Consider the following 20,485-nt stretch of genomic DNA (forward strand, 5'->3'; position numbering starts at 1 on the left):
TCGTGAGGATTGTTTGGTGTGGGAGCGCTGTTTGTGGATAGTTTCATAGTGTTACGGCGGTTATAGCGGTGGGGAAACGCCCGGTCCCATTCCGAACCCGGAAGCTAAGGCCACCTGCGCCGATGGTACTGCACTCGACAGGGTGTGGGAGAGTAGGACACCGCCGGACAATCATTCACGAAAGCCCTCTGACTACGGTCAGGGGGCTTTCGTCGTTTCCGGGGGTGGTTCCGGGCACGAAACAAAACCGACCAGCAAATGTTTCGGATTTGGCAGCGGCGGGAGCGCTTGTCCGTCACCATGATGCGACGTCGCTCTGGAGGTTGTCACATGGACCGGCTCGCTCATCAAGTTCTCCGTCGCGGCGCTGCTGCGCTCGTGCTTCCCGCCGCCCTCATCGGGGCGGTCCTCACCGCCGCACCGGTAGCCGCCGAACCGAAACCCGACCCGCTCGCGGGCATCACCGACCGGGTCACCGCCGACATGCTCGGCGCCGCGAATTCCCTTGCGGGAGTAGCGGGAATCGATCTGCCCGAAACCTACGGCCCCGAGACGGCGATCGTCGTACTCGGCTACGGCCTGCAACCCGACGGCACCATGCGTGCCGAGCTGAGCAACCGGCTGCACGCCGCGCTTGTTCAGGCGTACATGTCACCCGCCTCGCCGGTGATCGTCACCGGTGGCAATCCGCGCAACGGGGTCACCGAGGCGCAGGTGATGGCCGACTGGCTGCATGTGCGCGGAGTGGCCAGGCACCGGCTGCACGCCGAAACCGAGGCCGGTTCCACCGTGCAGAACGCGAAATTCTCGGCACAGCTCATGGCGGCACTCGGCGTACACAAGGCGGTACTCATCACCTCGGCCGACCATATGCGCCGGGCGCTGGAGAACTTTCTGGCCGCCGGGGTGCCCGTCGTCGCGACCATGACGCCCGACGTGGCGCCGCTGTGGGCGCAGCCCTACGGTGCGGACAAGTGAACCGAACCGCGCCGATGTCGGTGCAGGAGTTTACGATCATCGAATGCCGCCGGGGCGCGGCACGGAAAGACAGGGGTTGATCGGCGATGGACAGGCCTGCCTGGGCACCGGACGGTGTCGATATGCAGCAACCGAGCCCGGCTCGGATGTACGACGCGCTACTCGGTGGCTCGCACAATTTCGCGGTCGACCGGATGGCTGCCGAAATGGGAACCAAGCTGGTGCCGGATCTGCCGCGCCTGGCGCTGAGCAACCGTGCGTTCCTGCGGCGCGCGGTCCGGTTCATGCTCGACGCGGGAATCCGCCAGTTCCTCGACATCGGGTCCGGCATCCCCACCGCGGGCAATGTGCACGAGATCGTGCACGAACTCGACCCGCAGGCCCGCGTGCTCTATGTCGACATCGACCCGGTGGCCGTCATGCATTCGCGCACGATCCTGCACGGGAACGAGCGGGCGGGCGCGATCGAGGCCGACCTGCGCAAGACCGACGACCTGCTGGCCGCCGTCCGGGAGACCGGGCTGATCGACTTCGCGGAACCGGTCGGACTGCTGCTGATCGCGGTGCTGCATCTGGTGTCCGACGACGACGATCCCGCGGGGAAAGTGGGCGCGCTACGGGAGGTGCTCGCGCCGGGCAGTCTCGTCGCCATCTCCCATCTGACCTCGGAATTGCGGCCGGAGGACGCGGGTAAACTGAGCGCCAACGCGGCGAACGAGAACCGAGTCGGTATCCATTTCCGGCCCAAGGACGCGATCGTCGCCATGTTCGATGGTTGGGATCTGGAGTCGCCGGGCGTGGTGGAACTGCCGGCGTGGCGACCTGAGTCGGAGCGAGATCAGCACGAGAAGCCCGGGCGTTCGCTCGGTCTCGGTGGGGTCGCGCGCAAGGGCTGAGCCCGTCGTCACGGCGGTGCGAGAGACGACGACAGGGGCGGATGAACGGTGGGGTCATGGGAGCTGGCGCAGCGGTGGGCTGACGCGCTCGACGGTGTGGTCGCTCCCACCCTCACCCGCTCCCAGATCGAGGACATGCTCGCCGCCCTCTGCACGGGCCTCATCGACGCCGCGCGCGGTGGTGAAGACCCCGACGTTGCCCGGCAGGCGGCGCGCATGCTGGTCGCGGTGAACTACCGCGACCCGGCTGCGGTGAGCCGCACTGTTCCGGTGCTGTGCACCGACCTCGTCGAGCACGCCGCCGCCGGCTCCGACGACCCGGCATTACCCGAAATCCGCAGCCGGGCAGTCGCTTTGGCGGCCGACTTCGCAGCCGGTTTCACCGCCGCGCTGCGGGCGGCGGCACTGGCCGAACAGGAACAGACGCTGGCCGCGGTGCTCTCGGCCGCGCAGGAGGCAGAGGACCGCCGCGCCCTGTCGGAGGCCCGTTTCGAGGCCGTTTTCGACGGTGCGCTGGTCGGCATCGGCACCGTCGACATGACCGGCAGCGTGGTGAACTGCAACCTGACCCTGGCCGAGATGCTCGGACAGACCCCCGAGTCGATGGTCGGTCGCACCGTCGCCGACATCCTCGGCCCGGCGAACCTCAACGATGCCTTCATCGAACTGCAGCGGATGGTCGCGGGGGAGTCGGAGAGCTTCCGGACCGAGACCGAACACATTCGCGACGACGGTCGGGTCACCTCGATCGATCTGTCGATGTCAGCGGTTCGTGACGCCGAGGGCGCGATCCGGTTCCTGGTCGGCGTCGCGGTCGACGTCACCGAGCGCAAGCAGCTGGCCGACCGGCTGTGGCACGACGCCAACCACGACGCGCTCACCGGCCTGCCCAACCGGTCGCACCTGTTCAGCCGCCTCGCGGGCGCCGAACCGCCGGTCGGCGTGTGCTATCTGGACCTCGACGGCTTCAAGGAGATCAACGACCTGTGGGGCCACACCATCGGCGACCGGGTGCTGCGGGTGGTCGGGGACCGGCTGCGCGACACTCTCGGCCCCCGCTCGGCGCTGCCCGCGCGTATCGGTGGCGACGAATTCCTCGTGCTCGTCGAAAAGTGTTCGGGCGAACAGGCATTGACGGAGCTGGCCGACGAGCTGATGGCGGCGTTGTCGGCGCCGCTCGAGGTGGACGGGCACATGCTGGCCGTTGGCGTGAGCATCGGCACCGCCTTCTTCGAACAGCCACCGGCCGCCGCCGACGAACTGCTCCAGGCCGCCGACGCCGCGATGTACCGGAACAAACACCATGCGCGAGCGGCGATCCGGCCACAGGTGCACCGGTCGCCGCCCGCGCTCGATCAGACCAGCTGACGTTGCTTCGCGCGCGCGAGTGAACGATCGCGCTGTTCCTCGAAGCGCACCACGTCCTGGCGCAAACGGTCGAGGAAAGCAGCCAGACCGTCGCGAGCTTTCTCGCCCCGTGGACCGAAATCGGTGCGCTCGAAGATGTCCCATTTGCGCAGCACCGGCAGCAGGACTTCCTCGAGGTGCTGGCGCAGATCGTAGATGCCGTGCTTGGCCATCAGCACACCGTTGCGGCGCCACCCGGGCATGCCCGCGCCCGGCATCTGGAAACCGGCGACGATGGTCGCGATCGCCTCCATGGTCTGGTCGGGTGCCAGGTCGAGGGCGGCCGCGCACAGGTTGCGGTAGAAGATCATGTGCAAGTTCTCGTCGGCGGCGATGCGGGCGAGCATGCGGTCGGCGATCGGATCGTCACAGACACGGCCGGTGTTGCGGTGGCTCACCCGGGTGGCCAGTTCCTGGAACGTCACATACGCCACGGAGTACAGGAAACCGGCGCCGGAGGTGTCGCGAACATCGAAGGCGCCCGCCTTCTCGTCGACCACCGACATGGCCGAGTAGCCGTTGGTCATGTGGATCATCCGCGCGTTCTCGAGCGCGACCGGGTCGACGCCGCGCGTTACGACCAAATAGTCACGCATCACGATGCCGTGCCGGTTCTCCTCGGCGGTCCAGCGACCGACCCAGGTACCCCAGGCGCCGTCCTGGGAGAAGTTCTCGGCGATCTCGCGGTGATAGGAGGGCAGGTTGTCCTCGGTGAGCAGATTGGTGATCATCGCCGCCTTGGCGACCTCGCTCAACGCGGATTGCTCCGGCGCCCAATCGATTCCGCCCATCGATGCGAAATTGCGGCCCTGCTCCCACGGCACGTAGTCGTGCGGATGCCAGTCCTTGGCCATCGATAGATGACGATCGACATTGCGCGCCGCAACATCTTCCAATTCGATCAGCAGTTCCAGCTGGGTGAGGTTCCTGGCCACGCTCGTGCCCTTTCGCTGCAGGGAAAAGCAAGAGTCGGTAATGTTGCCGGTCGTCGCCGAGAATAGACCCGGCACAAGGCACCTGGCGAAACGCGGTGCCATTCTCTACGCTTCACCAGTTCAGCTCCATCAGCGGTTCCCGTTCAGTCGTGGCATAGCTAGAGAGAGTGAGCGAAGAATTATGACGGACATCGTGGTCACGAGCCTTGCGGCGACCACGTCGATCGCGGGCGACGTCGACTCGACCTGGAAAGGTCTGCTCAACGGCGAGAGCGGCATCGACGTCCTGGAGGACTCCTTCATCGACGACTTCGACCTTCCGGTGCGGATCGGTGGTCACCTGAAGGTGTCGCCGGCGGCCTCGCTCACCCGCGAGGAGGCGCGCCGGTTGTCCTACGTCGAGCAGATGGCCGTGGTGCTCGGCCGTGAGGTCTGGCGCAACGCGGGCAGCCCCGAGGTCGACCTGGATCGGCTCGGCGTCTCCATCGGCACCGGGCTCGGCGGCGCCGAATCCCTGCTGTACGCGCGGGACAAGCTGTCCAACGGCGGCTACCGCAAGGTGTCGCCGCAGACCGTCGCGGCCATGATGCCCAACGGCGCCGCCGCGTGTGTCGGCGTCGAATTGGGCGCGCGCGCAGGCGTTTCCACGCCCGTTTCGGCGTGTTCGTCGGGTTCGGAGGCCATCGCCAACGCGTGGCGGATGATCGTGATGGGCGATGCCGACATGGTGGTGACCGGCGGGGTGGAAGGCTGCATCCAGGCGGTGCCGATCGCGGCCTTCACCCAGATGCGTGCCATGAGCACCCGCAATGACGACCCCAAGGGCGCCTCGCGCCCGTTCGACGTCGACCGCGACGGATTCGTCTTCGGCGAGGCCGGGGCGATGATGGTGATCGAGACCGAGGCACATGCCAAGGCGCGTGGGGCGACGATCCACGCGCGCCTGCTCGGTGCTGGCGTCACCTCCGACGGCTTCCACCTGGTCGCGCCCGACCCCGACGGCACCGGCGCGGCCCGGGCGATGACGCGGGCCATGCAGACCGGCGGCATCAGCCGTACCGACGTCACCCACATCAACGCCCACGCCACCGCCACTCCCATCGGCGACACCGCCGAGGCCAACGCGATCGGCAAGGCCATCGGGTCGCATGCCTCGGTGTACGCGCCGAAGTCGGCACTCGGGCATTCGATCGGCGCGGTGGGTGCGCTGGAATCGGTGATCACCGTGCTCAGCGTGCGCGACAGCATCGTCCCGCCCACGCTGAACCTGGAGAACCAGGACCCCGCGATCGACCTCGACGTGGTCTCGGGTCAGGCGCGGCCGGGCCGCATCGACTACGCGGTGAACAACTCGTTCGGCTTCGGCGGGCACAACGTGGCCCTGGCCTTCGGGCGGTTCTGATGATCGGCGAGACACTTGACGACTACCTCGACGAGCAGGGCGCCATCCGCATTCCCGGTAACCAGACGCTCATCGATTTCGTCGACAAGCACAGCGAGGCCAACGGCGACGAGCTGGCCTACCGGTTCATCGACTACTCGCGCGAACGCGACGGCGAATACCAGGAACTCACCTGGCGTGAGTTCGGGGTGCGGTTGCGTGCGGTGGCGGCGCGCTTGCAGCAGGTCACCGAGCCGGGCGACCGGGTAGCGGTCCTGGCGCCGCAGGGGCTCGATTACGTGGTGGCGCTGTTCGCGGCGGTGTACGCGGGCAATGTCGCGGTGCCGCTGTTCGATCCGGAGGAGCAGGGGCACAGCGATCGGTTGCACGCGGTGCTCGGCGACTGCGAGCCGGCCGCGGTGCTCACCGTCACCGGTTCGGCGGCGGGGGTACGCAACTTCTTCCGTGAACAGCCGAACACGCGCAGGCCGAGAATCATCGCGGTGGAGGCGATTCCCGACGCGGTGGGATCGCGCTGGCGCAGGCCCGACATCTCGATCGACAGCGTGGCCTACCTGCAGTACACCTCCGGCTCCACCCGGGTGCCCGCCGGTGTGGAGATCACCCACCGCTCGGTCGGCACCAATCTGCTCCAGATGATCGACGCCATCGGCATCACCGAGAACGCGCGTGGTGTCACCTGGCTGCCGCTGTTCCATGACATGGGTCTGCTCACGGTGATTTTGCCGACCATCGGCGGCAAGTTCATCACCATCATGTCGCCGAGCGCATTCGTCCGCAGGCCCTCGCGCTGGATCAAGGAACTCGCTGCCCAGGCGGACGGGGCCGAGATCTACTCGGCCGCACCGAACTTCGCGTTCGAGCACGCTGCGGTGCGCGGGTTGCCCAAGGGCGACGAGACACTCGACCTGTCGAACGTGATCGGGCTCATCAACGGCAGCGAACCGGTGTCGGTGGCCTCGATGCGCAAGTTCAACGAGGCGTTCGCGCCGTTCGGGCTGTCCAAGACCGCGATCAAGCCCTGCTACGGGATGGCCGAGGCGACGCTGTTCGTGTCGGCCACCCGTCGCGAGGACGAGGCGCGGGTGGTCTATGTGGACCGGGGCAAGCTCAATGCCGGCCGCATGGTCGAGGTCGATGAGCACGCCGCGCAGGCGGTGGCGCAGGTGTCGTGCGGGTATGTCGCCAGGTCGCAGTGGGCCGTGATCGTCGATCCGGAGACGGGTATCGAGCGGCGCGACGGCGAGGTCGGCGAGATCTGGTTGCACGGCGACAATATGGGCATCGGGTACTGGGGGCGGCCGGAGGAGACCGCGCAGACCTTCCACAACCGGGTTACCCGCAATCCGATCGGCAGCCGGGCCGAGGGCGCGCCGGAGGACGCGACCTGGATGCGCACCGGCGACTTCGGTGCCTACTACGACGGGGAACTGTTCATCACCGGCCGGGTGAAGGACCTCGTCATCGTCGACGGACGCAATCACTACCCGCAGGACCTCGAATACTCGGCGCAGGAAGCGAGCAACGCGCTGCGGCCGGGCTTCATCGCGGCGTTCTCGGTTCCGGCCGGAGAACTGCCCGCGCCGGTGCGGGTGGCCGACGCCGACGACATCGCCGAACAGCTCGTCGTGGTGGCCGAAAGGGGGTCGGGGGCAGCGAAACTCGATCCGCAGCCGATCATCGACACGGTGCGTGCGGCGATCTCGCGCAGGCACGGTGTGACGGTGCGTGATGTGCTGCTGGTGCCTGCCGGTTCGATTCCGCGGACCTCGAGCGGCAAGATCGCCCGGCGCGCGTGCCGGGCGGCCTACCTCGACGGGACGCTGCGTGGGGGTTACCGGCAGCAGGACTATCCGGACGCTCCGGTCGACTGACGTCATCGAAACGGCTCGGCCGCCGGGAAACCGGTGGCCGAGCCGTTTGTCGTCGGCCGTGGAGCGGCTCAGTTCACGCAGGGGATCGTGTCGCCGATATTGGTGGTGAGTGGTTTCCCGGCGTCCGGCAGGGGCTGTCCGGCGACGCTGGTTGTCGTGGTGACGGGGCGGGTGGTGGTGGTCGGGCTCAGTTCGGCCGGGGGAGTGAAATCGGCGCCGAGGATGACGCGCACGTGGCCGTCCTCGACCCAGGGCGACGCGGAAACCGGTAGGCCACCGAGGATTTCGGCGACAGCGCGCGCGTCTTGGATGGCGCCGGGGCCGTAGGTGACCGCCGAATAGGGCTCGTCGTTGCCGTCACCGCCGCCGACCTCACCCTCGCCGTAGCCGCGCGCGGTCAGCATCTTCGACACCAGGGCAGCCTGCCCGGTCGCCGAGCCGACATTGTGCACGTCCACCACGGCATCGGGATTTGCCGCCGCCACAGTGGTGGTCGGGGCCTGCTGACCGAAAGCCGCGCGCACCTCGCGTTTGATGGCGGCCGGGTCGACGATATTGACGTCCTGACCGTCGATCACGTCGTAGCGCAGCACCGGCAGGGTGCGGAACTCGACCGGGATGCTGCCCGCCGCCCCGAGATCACGGACGAATTCGAACAGGTCCCAGCCCTGCGACAGCACGATGTCGCGGTGGGCGGCATCCATCAGGGCGGACAGCTTGCTCAGATCGGTGAGCGTGCCGGAGTCCTTGAGCGACTTGGCAACCGAGGTGAGGAAGGCCTGCTGGCGGTGGGTGCGGTCGAGGTCGCCGTTGGGCAGACCGTGGCGCTGACGCACGAACGCGAGGGCCTGGGCCGCGTCGAGATGCTGACGGCCCGCCGGGAACACGGCGCCGGAGAACTCGCTGTCGTCGACGGCATTGGTCAGGCACACATCGACGCCGCCCACCGCGTCGGCCAGGTCGTAGAACCCGGCGAGCGAGATCTCGGCGAACCGGTCGATCGGCACCCCGACCAGGTTGCGCACCGTGGTGACGATGGATTCGCGGCCCGCCTCCCGGCTGCGGCGCTCGAGTTCCACGGGGTCGTCGACGCCCTGCTCCATCAACTTCGCCTGCACCACCGCCTTTTTCAGGCCGTACGCCTCTTTGATCTTGATGCGCGAGTAGCCGGGGATGCCGGTGACCGCCACATAGTTGTCGCGGGGGATGGAGAAGGCGACGATCTTGCTCATATCGGCCGGAATGTGCAGCAGGATCAGTGAATTGGCGTTGTAACCGCCTTCGCTGCCGTCACCGGCGTGCAGCTGATCTAGGATCGCTTTCGGCAGGTCCTTGCCGTCGAGGTCCTTGCGGGTGTCCAGGCCGATCAGCAAGATGTTGACCGCGCCGTCGAGCGAGCGCGGCGCGTCGTCGCCCAGCGCGTCGGAGTGCAGGAAGCCTGCATCGAAACCGTTCTTCGCCGACCAGGCGAGGCCGGTACCCGCCAACACCGCGAGTGCGACGGCGGCGACGAACATCCTGGTGACGATCGAGCCGATGCGGCGCAACCGGGCATGGCCGGTCGACCGGGGGACGGGCGGGGCGCCGATACGCCTGGGCGGCTGCCGGCGCGGCCAGGGCGCCGGTGGTTCATCGATCCGGTTCACCTCAGGGCACTACCCGCCAGCCATTGGTCCCAGGGCACGCTCCAATCACCGTTCTGCCACACTTCGAGCGGTGCGCCGCCGGTATTGCGGATCTCCACCACATCACCGGGCTGGGAGAACTCGTAGAACCAGCGCGCGTTCTCCCCGCTGAGATTGAGGCAGCCGTGCGAGACGTTGGTGTTGCCCTGCGCCCAGATGGTGTCGTCGAGTTGATGCAGGTAGATGCCGTCGGTGCTGATCCTGGTCGCCCAGCCGATGGTCTCCTTGTAGCCGAGGCGCGAGTTCACGGGCAGGCCGTAGGTGGAGGAGTCCATCACCACCGGGTTGGCCTTGTCCATGACCGTGTAGATCCCGGGCTGGGTCCAGAAGGAGATGGTTTTGCCTGCCACTTGTTCGCTGCCGCCGCGACCCATCGAGGTCGGCATGGTGCGCACCAGCGCGCCGTTCTCGTATACCTGGACCTGTTTGGTGGTGTCGTCGACGATCGACACGTGGGACGGGCCGATGGTGAAGCTGGTCTTGGTGTCCTCCTGGCCGTAGAGGCCGCCGCCGAGATCCTTGCCGTAGATATCGGCGGCGAGCGTCACCCGGGTACCCGGCTCGTAGTAGTTCTGCGGGCGCCAGTGGGCGTTGCGGTCGTCGAGCCAGTACCAGGAGCCGGTGACGGGCGGGTCGGTGGTGACCGACAGGTGCCGTTCGGCGGTGGCGCGATCCGGCACGTTCTCGTCGAAATGGGCGACGACAACCGTGCCGACGCCGAAGGTCCCCTGTGGTGAGAGGGCGGTGCCGCCCGTGGTGCGGAAATACACCTTGGTCTGGTTGTTGGGGGCCAGCGTGGTGAACGTCGAGGTGGTCGGCTCGGTGCCGCGGTCGGTCGCGGCGGTGATCGTGTAGGTGCGGCCGTAGCCGAGGGGTTCGGTCGGCTTCCAGGCGGTGCGGTCGGGGGTGAAGACGCCCTCGACCTCGTTGTCCTGCTCGTTGGTCATCGTGACCGAGGTGAGCGTGCCTTCGCTGGTGCTGACCCGGACCGGAGCCAGCGGGTCGATCTCGGTGGCACCCGACTCGGGCGACACCGAGACCACGGCCTCGGGCGGGGCGTCGGTCGAGGACCCGGAGTCGGTGGTCGAGCCGCCGCAGGCCGCGACCAGCAGCAGCACGAGCACGGCGGCCAGCGCGGCCGAACAACGTTGTCGGATCATCTACCCCTCCCTCGGTCCGGTTCCGCTCAGCTCTGCAGGCCGACCTCGATGTCGAGGGACAGGTTGATCTTGTCGCCGATCACCGCGCCGCCGTCGGCCATCGGCATGTCGATGGTGAGGCCGAAATCGTGGCGGTTCACGGTGGCGGTCGCGGTGAAACCGGCGACCGGCGCGTCGGCCATGCCGGGGCCGGTGCCGAGGAACTCCACGTCGAGGGTGACCGGATGGGTGATGCCACGCACCGTGAAATCGCCGGTGACGCTGAATTCGCTGCTCAGGGCCTTGAATCCGGAGGCTTTGAAGGTGGCCGTCGGGTAGTTGGCGGCGTCGAAGAAGTCGGCGGTGGCCAGGTGGGCGTCACGCTGGGGGTTGTCGGTGGTGAGCGAGGCGACCTGGATCTCGGCTTCGGTGTCGGCGGTGCCGTCGTCGTGGACGACGAGGGTGCCGGAGAAGTCGGTGAACCGGCCGCGCACCTTGCTCACCATGAGGTGACGAACCGAGAATTCGAGGCTGGAGTGGGCGGGGTCGATGACCCAGGTTCCCGCGGCCAGTCCCTTGGCAGGTGCCGACATGATCTCTCCTCACTTGACGATCCGGCCGAGGGACGGCCGACGGGGTGTGAAGCGATAACGAACCCAGCCTAGCCCGGCGGAGAGTATCGGTCAGCTATCGCTGCTCGTCCGTTCGCCGAGGAACCGCAGTAGCGCGGGGTCGGCGGAGGTGAACCGGTCGACCTCCTGGCCGCCGGTGCATTCGAACAAACCGATGGTGACGCTGTCGGCGCGGCGAGTGAGCACCCGCCAGATCGCGCCCGAATCAGCCCAGCGACGCAGGGTTTCGACCGGGTCGGTGCTCATACCCGTTCACGATAGTTGGCGGCGACCAGCGCGAGGCAGGCCGCGGCGATCACCGCGGTCACCAGATACATGGCGGGATAACCGAAGCCGAAGCTGCCGTGCAGCGCCGACAGGATCGCGGGCACACCGAAACCGAGGTAGCTCACCGAATAGAACACCGCGTTGAGCCCGGCCAGGTCACCGGGGCCCGCGATCCGCTCGATCTGCTGCAGTCCCGCGACCAGGCCGATGCCGTAACCGCTGCCGAGAACGACGGCGGTGAGCAGCGTCGCGCCGATGGTGAGGGTCGACGCGGTCCAGGCCGCGAGCAGCATGCCGGCGGTGAGCAGCACGAGCGCGAGCACCGCGGCGCGGGCGGTGCCGGGCCGATCGATGCGGCGCGCGACCGACTGAATGGTGAAGCCGCAGCCGAGCGTGACCATGGTGACCAGGGCCGAGAACGCGATCGGGGCCTGGGCGACCTGCCCGAGCATGAGCGTGGGCAGCACGGCGTAGGCGGTGGCGTTGGCGGTGAACAACCACAGGGCCACGGGCACCGCGACCCGCAGGAAGCGGCGGTGACCTGCGGCGGGGATCTTCAGATCGTCGAGCAACCGGGCCGGATGTGTCTGTCGGCGCACGGTTTCCGGCGCTCGCACCAGCCAGGCCGTGGCCAGGACACACAGCGCCACATTGACCAGATACGCGGTGGAATCGGGCAGCGGACCCCACTGCGCGAGGACGCCCGCCACACCCGCGCCGAGGGCGAAACCGGCGGTCAGGCTCATCGCCGAGCGTCGGGCGCCGACGCCCGGCCCGGACAATTCCTTGAGCCAGCTGCCGCCGACGGCCATCGCCAGCCCGAGCGCGACACCGCACAGCATCCGCCCGGCCGCGAGCATCGGCACCGACGACGCCCCCGCCGCCAGCAACAGCGAACCGGCCGCGGCGATCAGCGGGGCGGGCAGCATGAGCGGGCGCCTGCCGAATCGGTCCGACAGCGGACCGCCGATGAGCAGGGCGGGCACGATGCCGAGCACGTAGTAGAAGAGCAGCAGATCGACGGCTGTGGCGGCCAGCCCGTGCCCCTTGTACATCACCAGCAACGGGGTGAACTCGTTGCCACCCCAGGCGATCGTCACCACGGCGGCCGAGACCGCCTGCCAGGCGCGGGTCGCCGGGACAGCACGGGGCCGCTCGCTGGTGAGAATCGCCATCACAGGCCCTTTCCGTCGTGCGCGCACCGGGGAAACGCGCACGGGCGAAATGGTGGCAACCGGTCTCATTTTAGGGACGGGCGCCCGCTGTAATACGGTCGGGTAGTGCGTGAGCTGCGGGTGGGGTGTGCGATGTGGACTCATCCGCAGTGGCCCGCGTCGGCCGAGAAGCTGCGTTCCTACGCCGCGCACTGCGGCGCCGTGGAGGGCAATACGACCTTCTACGCGACCCCCTCGGCCTCGACGGTGCAATCCTGGGCGCGTCAGACCGCGCCGGACTTCCGGTTCGTCCTCAAACCGCCGAGGGCGATCACGCACGAACGCAGGCTTGTCGACGCGCGCGCCGAACTCGCCACCTTCCTGGACGTGATGGCGCCACTCGGTTCCCGCGTGCACGCGCTGTGGCTGCAGCTGCCTGCGTCGTTCGGTCCAGGTGATCTCGGCGCGCTCGCCCGGTTCCAGCGTGAGCTGCCCTCGGGGCTGCGCTGCGCCGTCGAGGTGCGGCACCCGGCCTTCTTCACCGACGACCACGCCGCCGTGCAGCTGGAACGGGTGCTCGGGCGGATCGGCGCCGAATGGGTGCCCTTCGATACGACGGTGCTGTTCGACGGGCCGTCGGTCGATGCGGCCGAGGTGGAGGCACGGGCGAAGAAGCCTCGGGTACCCAGGCGTACCCGCGCGCTCACCGAGTACCCGATCGTGCGCTATCACGGCCGATCCGACGAGGAGCGCACGGTGGCGGGGTGGGAGCCCTGGGTGGAGACGGTGGCGCAGTGGTTGCGGGAAGGCCGGTCGCCGACGGTCTTCGTGCACACGCCCGACAATGCGGCCGCACGCGACCTGGCCCGCCGGTTCCACGCCGAGGTCGCCGCGGTGGTTCCCGAACTCCCACCGCAACCCGCGGGCGGGACCGAGGAACCGATGACACTGTTCTGACCAGCCTGTCCGCGTCGATTCCGCGCACACTTGTCGGAGGGTCGTGGCATGCTGTGCGCCAGCACTGGGGAGTGTGTGGGCGGGACTCGAGGGGACAGCCCATGTCTGGGTCGATGGATGGAACGGCGTTGTTGCCCGCGCCGCACTGTGAGCCGCGCTTGGAGCACGGCGGGCGATCGGAAGAGGTTGTGCCGCATCGGGTTACCCGGGGGCGCACGCGGCGGTCCGGGCACGGCACGCCCGCCGGGATCAGGCGCGCGGTACGCGGTGCGTGTGTGGCGCAGACGTCGGTGGTCGAAGCGCATACGGAGACAATGCGATTCGCCGAGCAGGTGCTGCGGTGGGTGCTCGAAGTCCTCGACCGGCGGCGGTCGGTCACGCATCTGCGACCCTTCGCCGATCCGCTGGTGGTGTCGGCGGTCGCCACCATGCTCGCCCAGGATCTGGTTCCCGGAAAGGGATTGGGCGCCGCCAATCTCACGCGTGTCCGGCAGACCTCGGCCGAACCGGGAGCAGCCGAGGTGTTCGCCCTGTATCAGCGGGGCGACCGCACCCTCGCCATCGCCGGACGGATCGAATCGGGCAAGGACACCTGGCGGTTGGTCGCGCTGCGAATGTATTGAAGAAGGCTATTCGGTGCCCGGCCGATGCTGGTCGGCCTGGTCGCGGCCGCTGTCGGGGGCGTCGTCGGAGCCGTCGGGCAGGCGGCGCGTGCCGTTGGCCACCTCGGCGACGAGATCGTCGTAGCCGCAGGCCAATTCGTGCAGCCGTTGCTGGGCGGCGCGCAACTCGGCCTCGGCGCCGCAGGCCAGCGCCCGGTAGGTGAGCGCGGCGAAATGGGCCATGCGATCGACGACGGCGCCGATGCTCTCGGTGTGCATCGGCGCCGTGGTCGGTGGTTTCGGCGAGCGGAGCAGCACCCAGCGGTCGATCTCGCAGACCAACCGGGCGCGCTCCCAATCGATATCGCTGGTGTCGCCGGGCACCAGCTGTTCGCGGCGTTCGTGCAGGACCGCCAGTTCGTGCGCGGCCGCGAGCACGGGGTCGACGGACCCGGTGACCCCGCACACGGCACGCATCATGTCGGTGCGGGCAGGCAGTCCCGGTTCCCTGTCCACGTTTCGCCGCACCGTCCTTGCCGGAGTTCGTACCGCTTTCCGAAGAACATTCGTCCCGGTCGCGGATACGGATAGGTCGGACGGTTGCGCCCGCGGTCCTACAGGCTGCGCGCGATGATCTCCTTCATGATCTCGTTGGTGCCCGCGTAGATCAGCTGCACGCGGTTGTCCACCCACATGCGCGCGATCGGGTACTCGTTCATGTAGCCGTAGCCACCGAACAGCTGCAGGCAGGTGTCGGCGATCTGCATCGCCTTGTCGGTGCACCACCACTTGGCCATCGCGACGGTGGGGATGTCGAGCTCGCCGCGCAGGTGCTTCTCGATGCAGTCGTCGATGAACACGCGCGCGATGCGGGCCTCGGTGGCGACCTCGGCCAGCTTGAACTTGGTGTTCTGGAAACCGAACACCGGGCGGCCGAACGCCTCGCGCTCCTTCGTGTAGCGCAGCGTGTGCTCGAGCGCGACCTCCATGCCCGCGACCGCACCGTGGGCCACGATCAGGCGCTCCTGGGGCAGCTGCTGCATCAGCTGGACGAAGCCCTGGCCCTCCTGGGAGCCGAGCAGGTTGCTCACCGGGACGCGCACGTCCTCGAAGAACAGCTCGGAGGTGTCCTGACCCTTCTGACCGATCTTGTCGAGCACCCGGCCGCGACGGAAGCCCTCGCGGTCGGCCTCGACCAGCACCAGCGAGACGCCGGAGGCGCCCTGGGTGGGGTCGGTCTTGGCGACCACGATGATGAGGTCGGCCTGGGCGCCGTTGGTGATGAAGGTCTTGGAGCCGTTGATGACGTACTCGTCGCCGTCGCGGATCGCCTTGGCCTTCACGGCTTGCAGGTCGGAGCCGGTGCCGGGCTCGGTCATGGCGATGGCGCCGACGACCTCACCGGAGGCCATCTTGGGCAGCCACTGCTTCTTCTGCTCCTCGGTGCCGTAGGCGAGCAGATAGTGGGCGACGATGCCGTTGTGCAGGCTCACGCCCCACGAGGTGTCGACGGCGCGCGCCTGCTCCTCCATCAACACCGCCTCGTGGGCGAAGGTGCCGCCACCGCCGCCGTACTCCTCCGGGATCGACAGACAGAGCAGACCGACTTCGCCCGCCTTGTTCCACAGGTCGCGATCCACATGGTGCTGCTCGCGGTACTTGTCGATATTGGGGACGAGTTCCTTGGCCAGGAAGGCGCGGGCGAGGTCGCGCAGGGCGTCCAGATCCTCGTTCATCCAGCTGGACCGATTGGCGGCCATCGAGTCTCCTTATTACGGCTCGGCACAGCACCGGCCTCAGGCGTGACCGGTGGTTACGGATACAGTGTGTACCAATATTGGCGGAGTGACAATAGCGGCTTCGATCGGGGTGGCGAACGGTGTTCGACAACATTTGAGCCGCAGTGAAGTGAAAAGTGGGCTGTTTCGGCCGCAGGTGTGAAATGCGCGTGTCGCTCGCGGCGCGCCGCGTTTGGGCAGTGGTGTGGGAGCATCGGTTTCGCGCCGGAGGGTGAATGCACTAAGAATGGCGTGTGCCGTTCACACGTGTGCTCACCTGTCTGCCATCGCGATCCCGGGGCGGTGGTCTGGCATGACCAGCGAATCGCCCCTCGAGGACGACGTCAGCCAGCTCGCCCAGCGCGTCGAACGGGCGCGCGGACGACTCGCCTACCAGTTCGACCCGGCGCTCACCGACGCCCTGTCCGAGGACGAACTGCGCGCCGAACGTGAACTCGCCGAACGCATCCGTGAACAGGATCGCGAACAGCGCTGGAAACACACCCAGGCGATGGCGCAGGCCTCGGACCGTGCAAGGCAGACCACCGAAGCTATCGAGAAGGCCGACATGCGAGATCTGCTGCTCGCCAGGAAGGCGATGGCCGCCCAGCGGCGCGAATCGAGCCCGCACGCCAAACTCGCCTCGCTGTATCGGCACCGGTCCTGGTCACTGAAGGCGCTGGCGGGCGTGGTCGCCGCGGGCATGCTGTGGTCGGCGGTGAACGTGCAGCAGAACATCGCGCCCGGCGGGCCGACGGACCCGCTGTTCTGGTTCAGTTACCTGCTCGAGGCCATGATCAGCGTGTGTCTGATCATCATCATGGTCGGTACCAACAAGGTGGCCGAATGGGGCGTCATCGACAACCGGCGCCAGGTGGCGCTGGCCGAGATGGCGCTGCTCTCGCTCACCGTCACGCTCAACACCTACCCCTACGTGCGTGACGGCCGCTGGTACGACGCCGCCGTGCACGCCGTCGCTCCGGTGATGATCGGTGTCGCGCTGCTCATCCACGACGCGGTTAGTGCCAGGTACGGACTGGCGATCACCCGGGCGACCAGCCAGGTCAGGGACCTGCCCGACCCCGCCGAGGGCATCCTCAACCGCCAGGCCGTCGACGGCGTGCGCCTCACCTACACCCCGCCGATGACCGGAAGCACCCGCATCGAGTCGGCGCCGCCCGCGCCGTCGGTGACCGCCCCGACCACCCGCGAACCGGCCTGGACCCCGTCCGAGCCGGTCTCCAACGGCAGGCCGGCCGAGAAGCGCAAGCGTTTCGGCATCGGCAAGCCGTCCTCGGGCGACAAGGCCACAGCGAAGAAGACCGTCGTCGCCGCGGCCGAGCCGGTGAAGGAAACGCCCAAGCCGGTCGAGCAGGTGAAGACCACCGACTCGGTCCCCGCCGCCCGCAAGAGCACGATCTCCGACATCGAGGCCCGAGTCGAAAAGGCCTTCGCCGAAGCCAACTTCGGCTACGAGGCCATCGAACCGACCAGCATCTACGACACCGGCCAGTTCCGCATCGCCGAGAGCCTGGAACAGGAACTCAACGAGATGCGCGAGGCCCGGAGGCAGGCCCGCAAGGAGCGCGCGGGGTCGTAGCCACTCCTTCCACACGCGCAAAACCGCCCTGGTTCCGAGCGAACCAGGGCGGTTTCGTGTGTGTCAGCCGAAGAGGCTGCCGCCGGTGCCTGCCTGCTGGCCGCCGCCGGTGCCGCCGAGGAGGCCGCCGGGTGGGAGTTCGGAGGGCTGGACGATGACGAAGCCGCGGCCGGAGAACGACAGGGTGCTCGCTTCGCCGGTGCTGCGGCCGATGAGGCGGCCGAGGCCGAAGGAGTCGTTGCGTTTGATGCCGGTCTGCAGGCTGGAGGACCAGGCTACGGCGGCATTGGGGTCGGCGTAGGTGGCCTGGTCGACGGTGAGGACGACCGGGGTGCCGTGGGTGGTGATGGCGATGCGGCCGCGGCCGGTGAAGACGCAGTTGAAAAGGCCCGCGTTGGAGGCGATTCCGGCCGCGCCCTGTACCCGGCCGATGTCGTAGCGCAGGGTGGAGTCGAAGGCGAGCACGTTGGCGCCGTTGATGGTGAGACCGTCGGAGCCGTCGAGGTCGATGATGTGCACGTCCGCGGCGCTGTTGGCCAGGAACAGGTCGCCGCGCCCGCTCACCTTCATCAGGGGCACACCTTCGCCGGTGAGGTGCTGCCGGATGGCGCGGCCGATGCCGCCGGAGCCGAGCGCTTCGAATTTCAGGTCACCCTGGTAGGCCACCATCGACCCGGACCGCGCCATCACCTCCCCGTTCAACCCGACCTTGACCATCTTGCCGCCCTGCTTCTGGATACCGAGGCCGTTGACCTCGGCATGCGAGGGGTCGAACAGGTCGCTGTGCACGGGCGGGACTCCTTGCTGAGAGGCGTACGAAGGTTGCGCACCAGGGTGAGCGGGTGGTGGGGAACCCGGTTGACCAGGCGGAGGGAACTGCCCGGGCGGCGGGTAGGCGGCCGGTCCGGGGGGTGGTGCATGTCCGGGCGCAGGGGCGCAGGCGCCTTGTCCGGGGGCCGGGGGCTGCCCGGGAGGCATCGGGGCGCCGGGATACTGTGGCGCACCCTGTGGCGGGTGCGCGGGAAGCGTTGTATTCCCTTGGGGCGCGGCGGGTTCCGGTTCGTCGTCGAGGTTCACGCCGTAGGCCGATGCGATGCCCGCGAGGCCGTCGTCGTATCCCTGGCCGATGGCGCGCACCTTCCACGCCCCGCCGCGCCGGTAGATCTCCACGCACACCACACCGCTCTCGGTGGTGAGCCCGGAGACGGGGAACGTCAGGGCGGTCGGCCCGGACTGGATGGCGGCGGTGAGGTTGCCGACGGCGGCGAAGGTGGCGGGTCCGCGCCCGTCGAGGCTCGCCGTGACCACCACTTTGTCCACGTCGGCGGGCAGCGCGGAGGTTTTCACCTGCACGATGTCGGGTCCGCCGTTGCCGTGCCGGTACACCACGCCCGGCCCGGTCGGCTGGTTGAAGAAGACGAAGTCGGCGTCGGAGCGCACCTTGCCCGCGCTGTCGAGCAACAGAGCCGACACGTCGACCGGGGCCGAACAGGCCACGGTGACGGTCAGCTCATCGCCCGGCGCGGGCCGGTTCTCTCCCGGTGCGAGCACGGTCACGACACGGCATCCGAACGCGGGCGGTTTCGCTGCTGTTCCACGAGTTCGATAGTGCCGTGTGTGCCGTCACCGCGCCAGTTCTCGATTCGGCCGGTCGAGGGGGATCTCGAGGTGCACCGTCTGGAAACCGTCGTGCGGACCGCGCGCGTCGTGGACGATGTGACCGAAGGTGAGCCAGAACTCCAGGGCGCCCGGAGTCCGCGCGTCGGTGTGCAGGTAAAGCCGGTCGAATTCCAGTGTGGCCTGGACAGTTTCGATGGCAGCGGTGACGAGCCGGGTGGCCAGCCCGCGACGGTGGTGTTCGGGCCGGACGTAGACCCGGAACAGCTGGGCGGTGGTGTCGTCGGGATAGCGGCGTGCCAGCTCGGCCGGATGGGGTGGGTGCGCAGGCCCCTTCGCGCGGATCGCGGTGGTGCCGACGACGGCTCCCTCGTGCTCGGCCACCCACAGCCGATTACGCGGGTGACGCAGGTACGTGGCGTCGAGGTCGATCACATCGTGGTGGTGTTCGGGCAGGTAGCCGATGCCGAACACCTGGTAGAAGGTGTCGAGCATGACGCTGCGCGCGCCGGCCAGGTCGGCGGGACCGGCCGGGCGGACGAGATAGTCGGTGGTGGTCGCGGTCATCGCAGGCCGGCCAGTTCGCGGTCGAGCACTTCCAGACCCTCGACGGCGACCGGTCCCGGACCGGTGTAGCCGAAGGGTGCGACGATGATCCGGTTGTCGCGGATGGCGCGCAGTCCGGCCAGCTCGGGGCGCTGGCGAAGGGTGGTTCGCACCGATTCGGGGGTCTGGTCGCCCTGGGTGAGCAGGATGATCACCTCGGGGTCCTGGGCGATGAGCGTTTCGGTGTTGGCTTCGAAATTGCGTTTGGCGATGTCGCCGTAGATGTTGGACAGGCCGAGGATGCGCATCTGTTCGTGGACGGTGCTCTGGGAGCCGTAGGCCTTGAGCTGGGCCCCGTCCCGCGACAGGATCAGCGCGGCCGCACGTCGAGGGGTTGTTGTGCCGCTGTGCTTTTCGGTGACCGCTCGCACCCGCTGCCGCAGCGTGGCGACTTCGGCGTCGGCGGCGCCCGCGGTGCCGAAGAGCTTGCCGTAGAGCGAGATGTCGGCGAAGACGTCCTCGAAGGTGCCCGCCGCGTCGCGGCAGTAGCCACGGGTGACGATCAGCGGGATGTTCACCTGGGCCAGGTCGTCGGGCGTCACCGACAGTCCCTCGACGCTCACCACTAGGTCGGGGGAGCGGGCGATGATCTCCTCGCGAGCGAGCTCGGCTGTCGGCGCGGTGATCTCGATGCCTTTCAGGGCATCACCGTACTGGCCCGGGAAGGCGGCGGCTTCGAAGGTACGGGTGACGATGCGGTCGGCGGCACCGGCGGCGGCGATCGTCGGCGCGGCGATGGAACCGACGGTGACGACCCGCTGCGGTGGTGCGGTGAAGGTGACATCACGCCCACAACTCGAAACAGTCAGCGGGAAGCCGTCTTCCGCCGTGGTGGTGGCCGGTGCGGGCGCGCCGCAACCGGTGACCACGGCGGTGAGCAGTGCGAGGGCGGGGATCGCACGGTGACGTGCGGAGGAGACACCTGTGAACACGGTGATCGGTATTCCTTTCGATGG

At 68.3% G+C, this 20,485-nt stretch carries 19 protein-coding genes and 1 rRNA gene; 9 read left to right on the forward strand and 11 right to left on the reverse strand.

What is annotated here, in order from left to right:
- The first annotated feature begins 52 nt into the window (after nucleotides 1–52).
- The 4 genes from rrf to NI2_RS27980 all read left to right on the forward strand — a co-directional run bounded on the left by rrf (nucleotide 53) and on the right by NI2_RS27980 (nucleotide 3,242).
- Nucleotides 53–169, forward strand: a 5S ribosomal RNA gene (gene rrf, locus NI2_RS27965).
- A 161-nt stretch (nucleotides 170–330) separates the two neighbouring features.
- Nucleotides 331–978 carry a YdcF family protein gene (locus NI2_RS27970; RefSeq protein WP_067496884.1) on the forward strand — a complete coding sequence of 216 codons (648 nt, stop codon included), beginning with the start codon at nucleotides 331–333 and terminating at the stop codon, nucleotides 976–978.
- Nucleotides 979–1,064: 86 nt separating this feature from the next.
- Nucleotides 1,065–1,874, forward strand: a complete 810-nt coding sequence (locus NI2_RS27975; protein WP_067496887.1) for an SAM-dependent methyltransferase — start codon at nucleotides 1,065–1,067, stop codon at nucleotides 1,872–1,874.
- 48 nt (nucleotides 1,875–1,922) lie between these two features.
- Entirely contained in the window at nucleotides 1,923–3,242 is a 1,320-nt protein-coding gene (locus tag NI2_RS27980) for a sensor domain-containing diguanylate cyclase (protein WP_067496892.1), read from the forward strand.
- On the opposite strand, the gene NI2_RS27985 is transcribed toward NI2_RS27980, so the two are convergent.
- Complete coding sequence (locus NI2_RS27985) at nucleotides 3,230–4,216, reverse strand: acyl-ACP desaturase (RefSeq protein ID WP_067496895.1); 987 nt, start codon at nucleotides 4,214–4,216, stop codon at nucleotides 3,230–3,232. The genes NI2_RS27980 and NI2_RS27985 overlap by 13 nt on opposite strands.
- A 181-nt stretch (nucleotides 4,217–4,397) precedes the next feature.
- Here NI2_RS27985 and NI2_RS27990 point away from each other — a divergent pair, with 181 nt between their 5' ends.
- Entirely contained in the window at nucleotides 4,398–5,618 is a 1,221-nt protein-coding gene (locus tag NI2_RS27990; protein WP_067496897.1) for a KasA/KasB family beta-ketoacyl-ACP synthase, read from the forward strand.
- Complete coding sequence (fadD32, locus tag NI2_RS27995) at nucleotides 5,618–7,492, forward strand: long-chain-fatty-acid--AMP ligase FadD32 (protein WP_067496901.1); 1,875 nt, start codon at nucleotides 5,618–5,620, stop codon at nucleotides 7,490–7,492. Before NI2_RS27990 ends, fadD32 begins: the two co-directional genes overlap by 1 nt.
- A gap of 68 nt (nucleotides 7,493–7,560) precedes the next feature.
- On the opposite strand, the gene NI2_RS28000 is transcribed toward fadD32, so the two are convergent.
- The 5 genes from NI2_RS28000 to NI2_RS28020 form a co-directional block, all read right to left on the reverse strand.
- Nucleotides 7,561–9,009, reverse strand: a complete 1,449-nt coding sequence (locus tag NI2_RS28000) for an LCP family protein (protein ID WP_067497043.1) — start codon at nucleotides 9,007–9,009, stop codon at nucleotides 7,561–7,563.
- Nucleotides 9,010–9,134: 125 nt separating this feature from the next.
- Nucleotides 9,135–10,337, reverse strand: coding sequence for a L,D-transpeptidase (locus NI2_RS28005; protein WP_067496904.1), 1,203 nt, complete (start codon nucleotides 10,335–10,337; stop codon nucleotides 9,135–9,137).
- Nucleotides 10,338–10,363: 26 nt separating this feature from the next.
- Entirely contained in the window at nucleotides 10,364–10,909 is a 546-nt protein-coding gene (locus tag NI2_RS28010) for a YceI family protein (RefSeq protein WP_067496907.1), read from the reverse strand.
- Between the two features lie 90 nt (nucleotides 10,910–10,999).
- Nucleotides 11,000–11,194, reverse strand: a complete 195-nt coding sequence (locus tag NI2_RS28015; RefSeq protein ID WP_067496910.1) for a hypothetical protein — start codon at nucleotides 11,192–11,194, stop codon at nucleotides 11,000–11,002.
- Nucleotides 11,191–12,390, reverse strand: coding sequence for an MFS transporter (locus NI2_RS28020; RefSeq protein WP_067496913.1), 1,200 nt, complete (start codon nucleotides 12,388–12,390; stop codon nucleotides 11,191–11,193). Before NI2_RS28020 ends, NI2_RS28015 begins: the two co-directional genes overlap by 4 nt.
- A 105-nt stretch (nucleotides 12,391–12,495) precedes the next feature.
- Here NI2_RS28020 and NI2_RS28025 point away from each other — a divergent pair, with 105 nt between their 5' ends.
- Both NI2_RS28025 and NI2_RS28030 read left to right on the forward strand, forming a co-directional pair.
- On the forward strand, nucleotides 12,496–13,326 hold the full coding sequence (locus NI2_RS28025) for a DUF72 domain-containing protein (protein ID WP_243750141.1): 831 nt from the start codon (nucleotides 12,496–12,498) through the stop codon (nucleotides 13,324–13,326).
- A gap of 314 nt (nucleotides 13,327–13,640) precedes the next feature.
- Entirely contained in the window at nucleotides 13,641–13,949 is a 309-nt protein-coding gene (locus NI2_RS28030; RefSeq protein WP_067496918.1) for an Rv3235 family protein, read from the forward strand.
- A 6-nt stretch (nucleotides 13,950–13,955) separates the two neighbouring features.
- Here the strand turns inward: NI2_RS28030 and NI2_RS28035 are convergent, their stop codons facing one another.
- On the reverse strand, nucleotides 13,956–14,444 hold the full coding sequence (locus NI2_RS28035) for a DUF4254 domain-containing protein (RefSeq protein ID WP_067496923.1): 489 nt from the start codon (nucleotides 14,442–14,444) through the stop codon (nucleotides 13,956–13,958).
- Nucleotides 14,445–14,542: 98 nt separating this feature from the next.
- Complete coding sequence (locus NI2_RS28040) at nucleotides 14,543–15,688, reverse strand: acyl-CoA dehydrogenase family protein (RefSeq protein ID WP_067496926.1); 1,146 nt, start codon at nucleotides 15,686–15,688, stop codon at nucleotides 14,543–14,545.
- Between the two features lie 331 nt (nucleotides 15,689–16,019).
- Between NI2_RS28040 and NI2_RS28045 the strand changes: the two genes are divergently transcribed.
- Complete coding sequence (locus NI2_RS28045; RefSeq protein WP_067496929.1) at nucleotides 16,020–17,306, forward strand: hypothetical protein; 1,287 nt, start codon at nucleotides 16,020–16,022, stop codon at nucleotides 17,304–17,306.
- A 63-nt stretch (nucleotides 17,307–17,369) separates the two neighbouring features.
- Here the strand turns inward: NI2_RS28045 and NI2_RS28050 are convergent, their stop codons facing one another.
- From NI2_RS28050 to NI2_RS28060, 3 genes are all read right to left on the reverse strand, one after another.
- The gene (locus NI2_RS28050; RefSeq protein WP_067496932.1) at nucleotides 17,370–18,863 is read right to left on the reverse strand and encodes an AIM24 family protein; all 1,494 of its coding nucleotides are present in this window, start codon (nucleotides 18,861–18,863) and stop codon (nucleotides 17,370–17,372) included.
- A 66-nt stretch (nucleotides 18,864–18,929) separates the two neighbouring features.
- Nucleotides 18,930–19,490: a GNAT family N-acetyltransferase gene (locus NI2_RS28055; protein WP_067496933.1), complete on the reverse strand. Its 561-nt coding sequence runs from the start codon at nucleotides 19,488–19,490 to the stop codon at nucleotides 18,930–18,932.
- Nucleotides 19,487–20,461 carry an ABC transporter substrate-binding protein gene (locus NI2_RS28060; RefSeq protein WP_067496936.1) on the reverse strand — a complete coding sequence of 325 codons (975 nt, stop codon included), beginning with the start codon at nucleotides 20,459–20,461 and terminating at the stop codon, nucleotides 19,487–19,489. Before NI2_RS28060 ends, NI2_RS28055 begins: the two co-directional genes overlap by 4 nt.
- Between the last annotated feature and the right edge of the window lie 24 nt (nucleotides 20,462–20,485).

This window comes from Nocardia ignorata NBRC 108230 (genome assembly GCF_001612905.1).
Lineage (GTDB): Bacteria > Actinomycetota > Actinomycetes > Mycobacteriales > Mycobacteriaceae > Nocardia > Nocardia ignorata.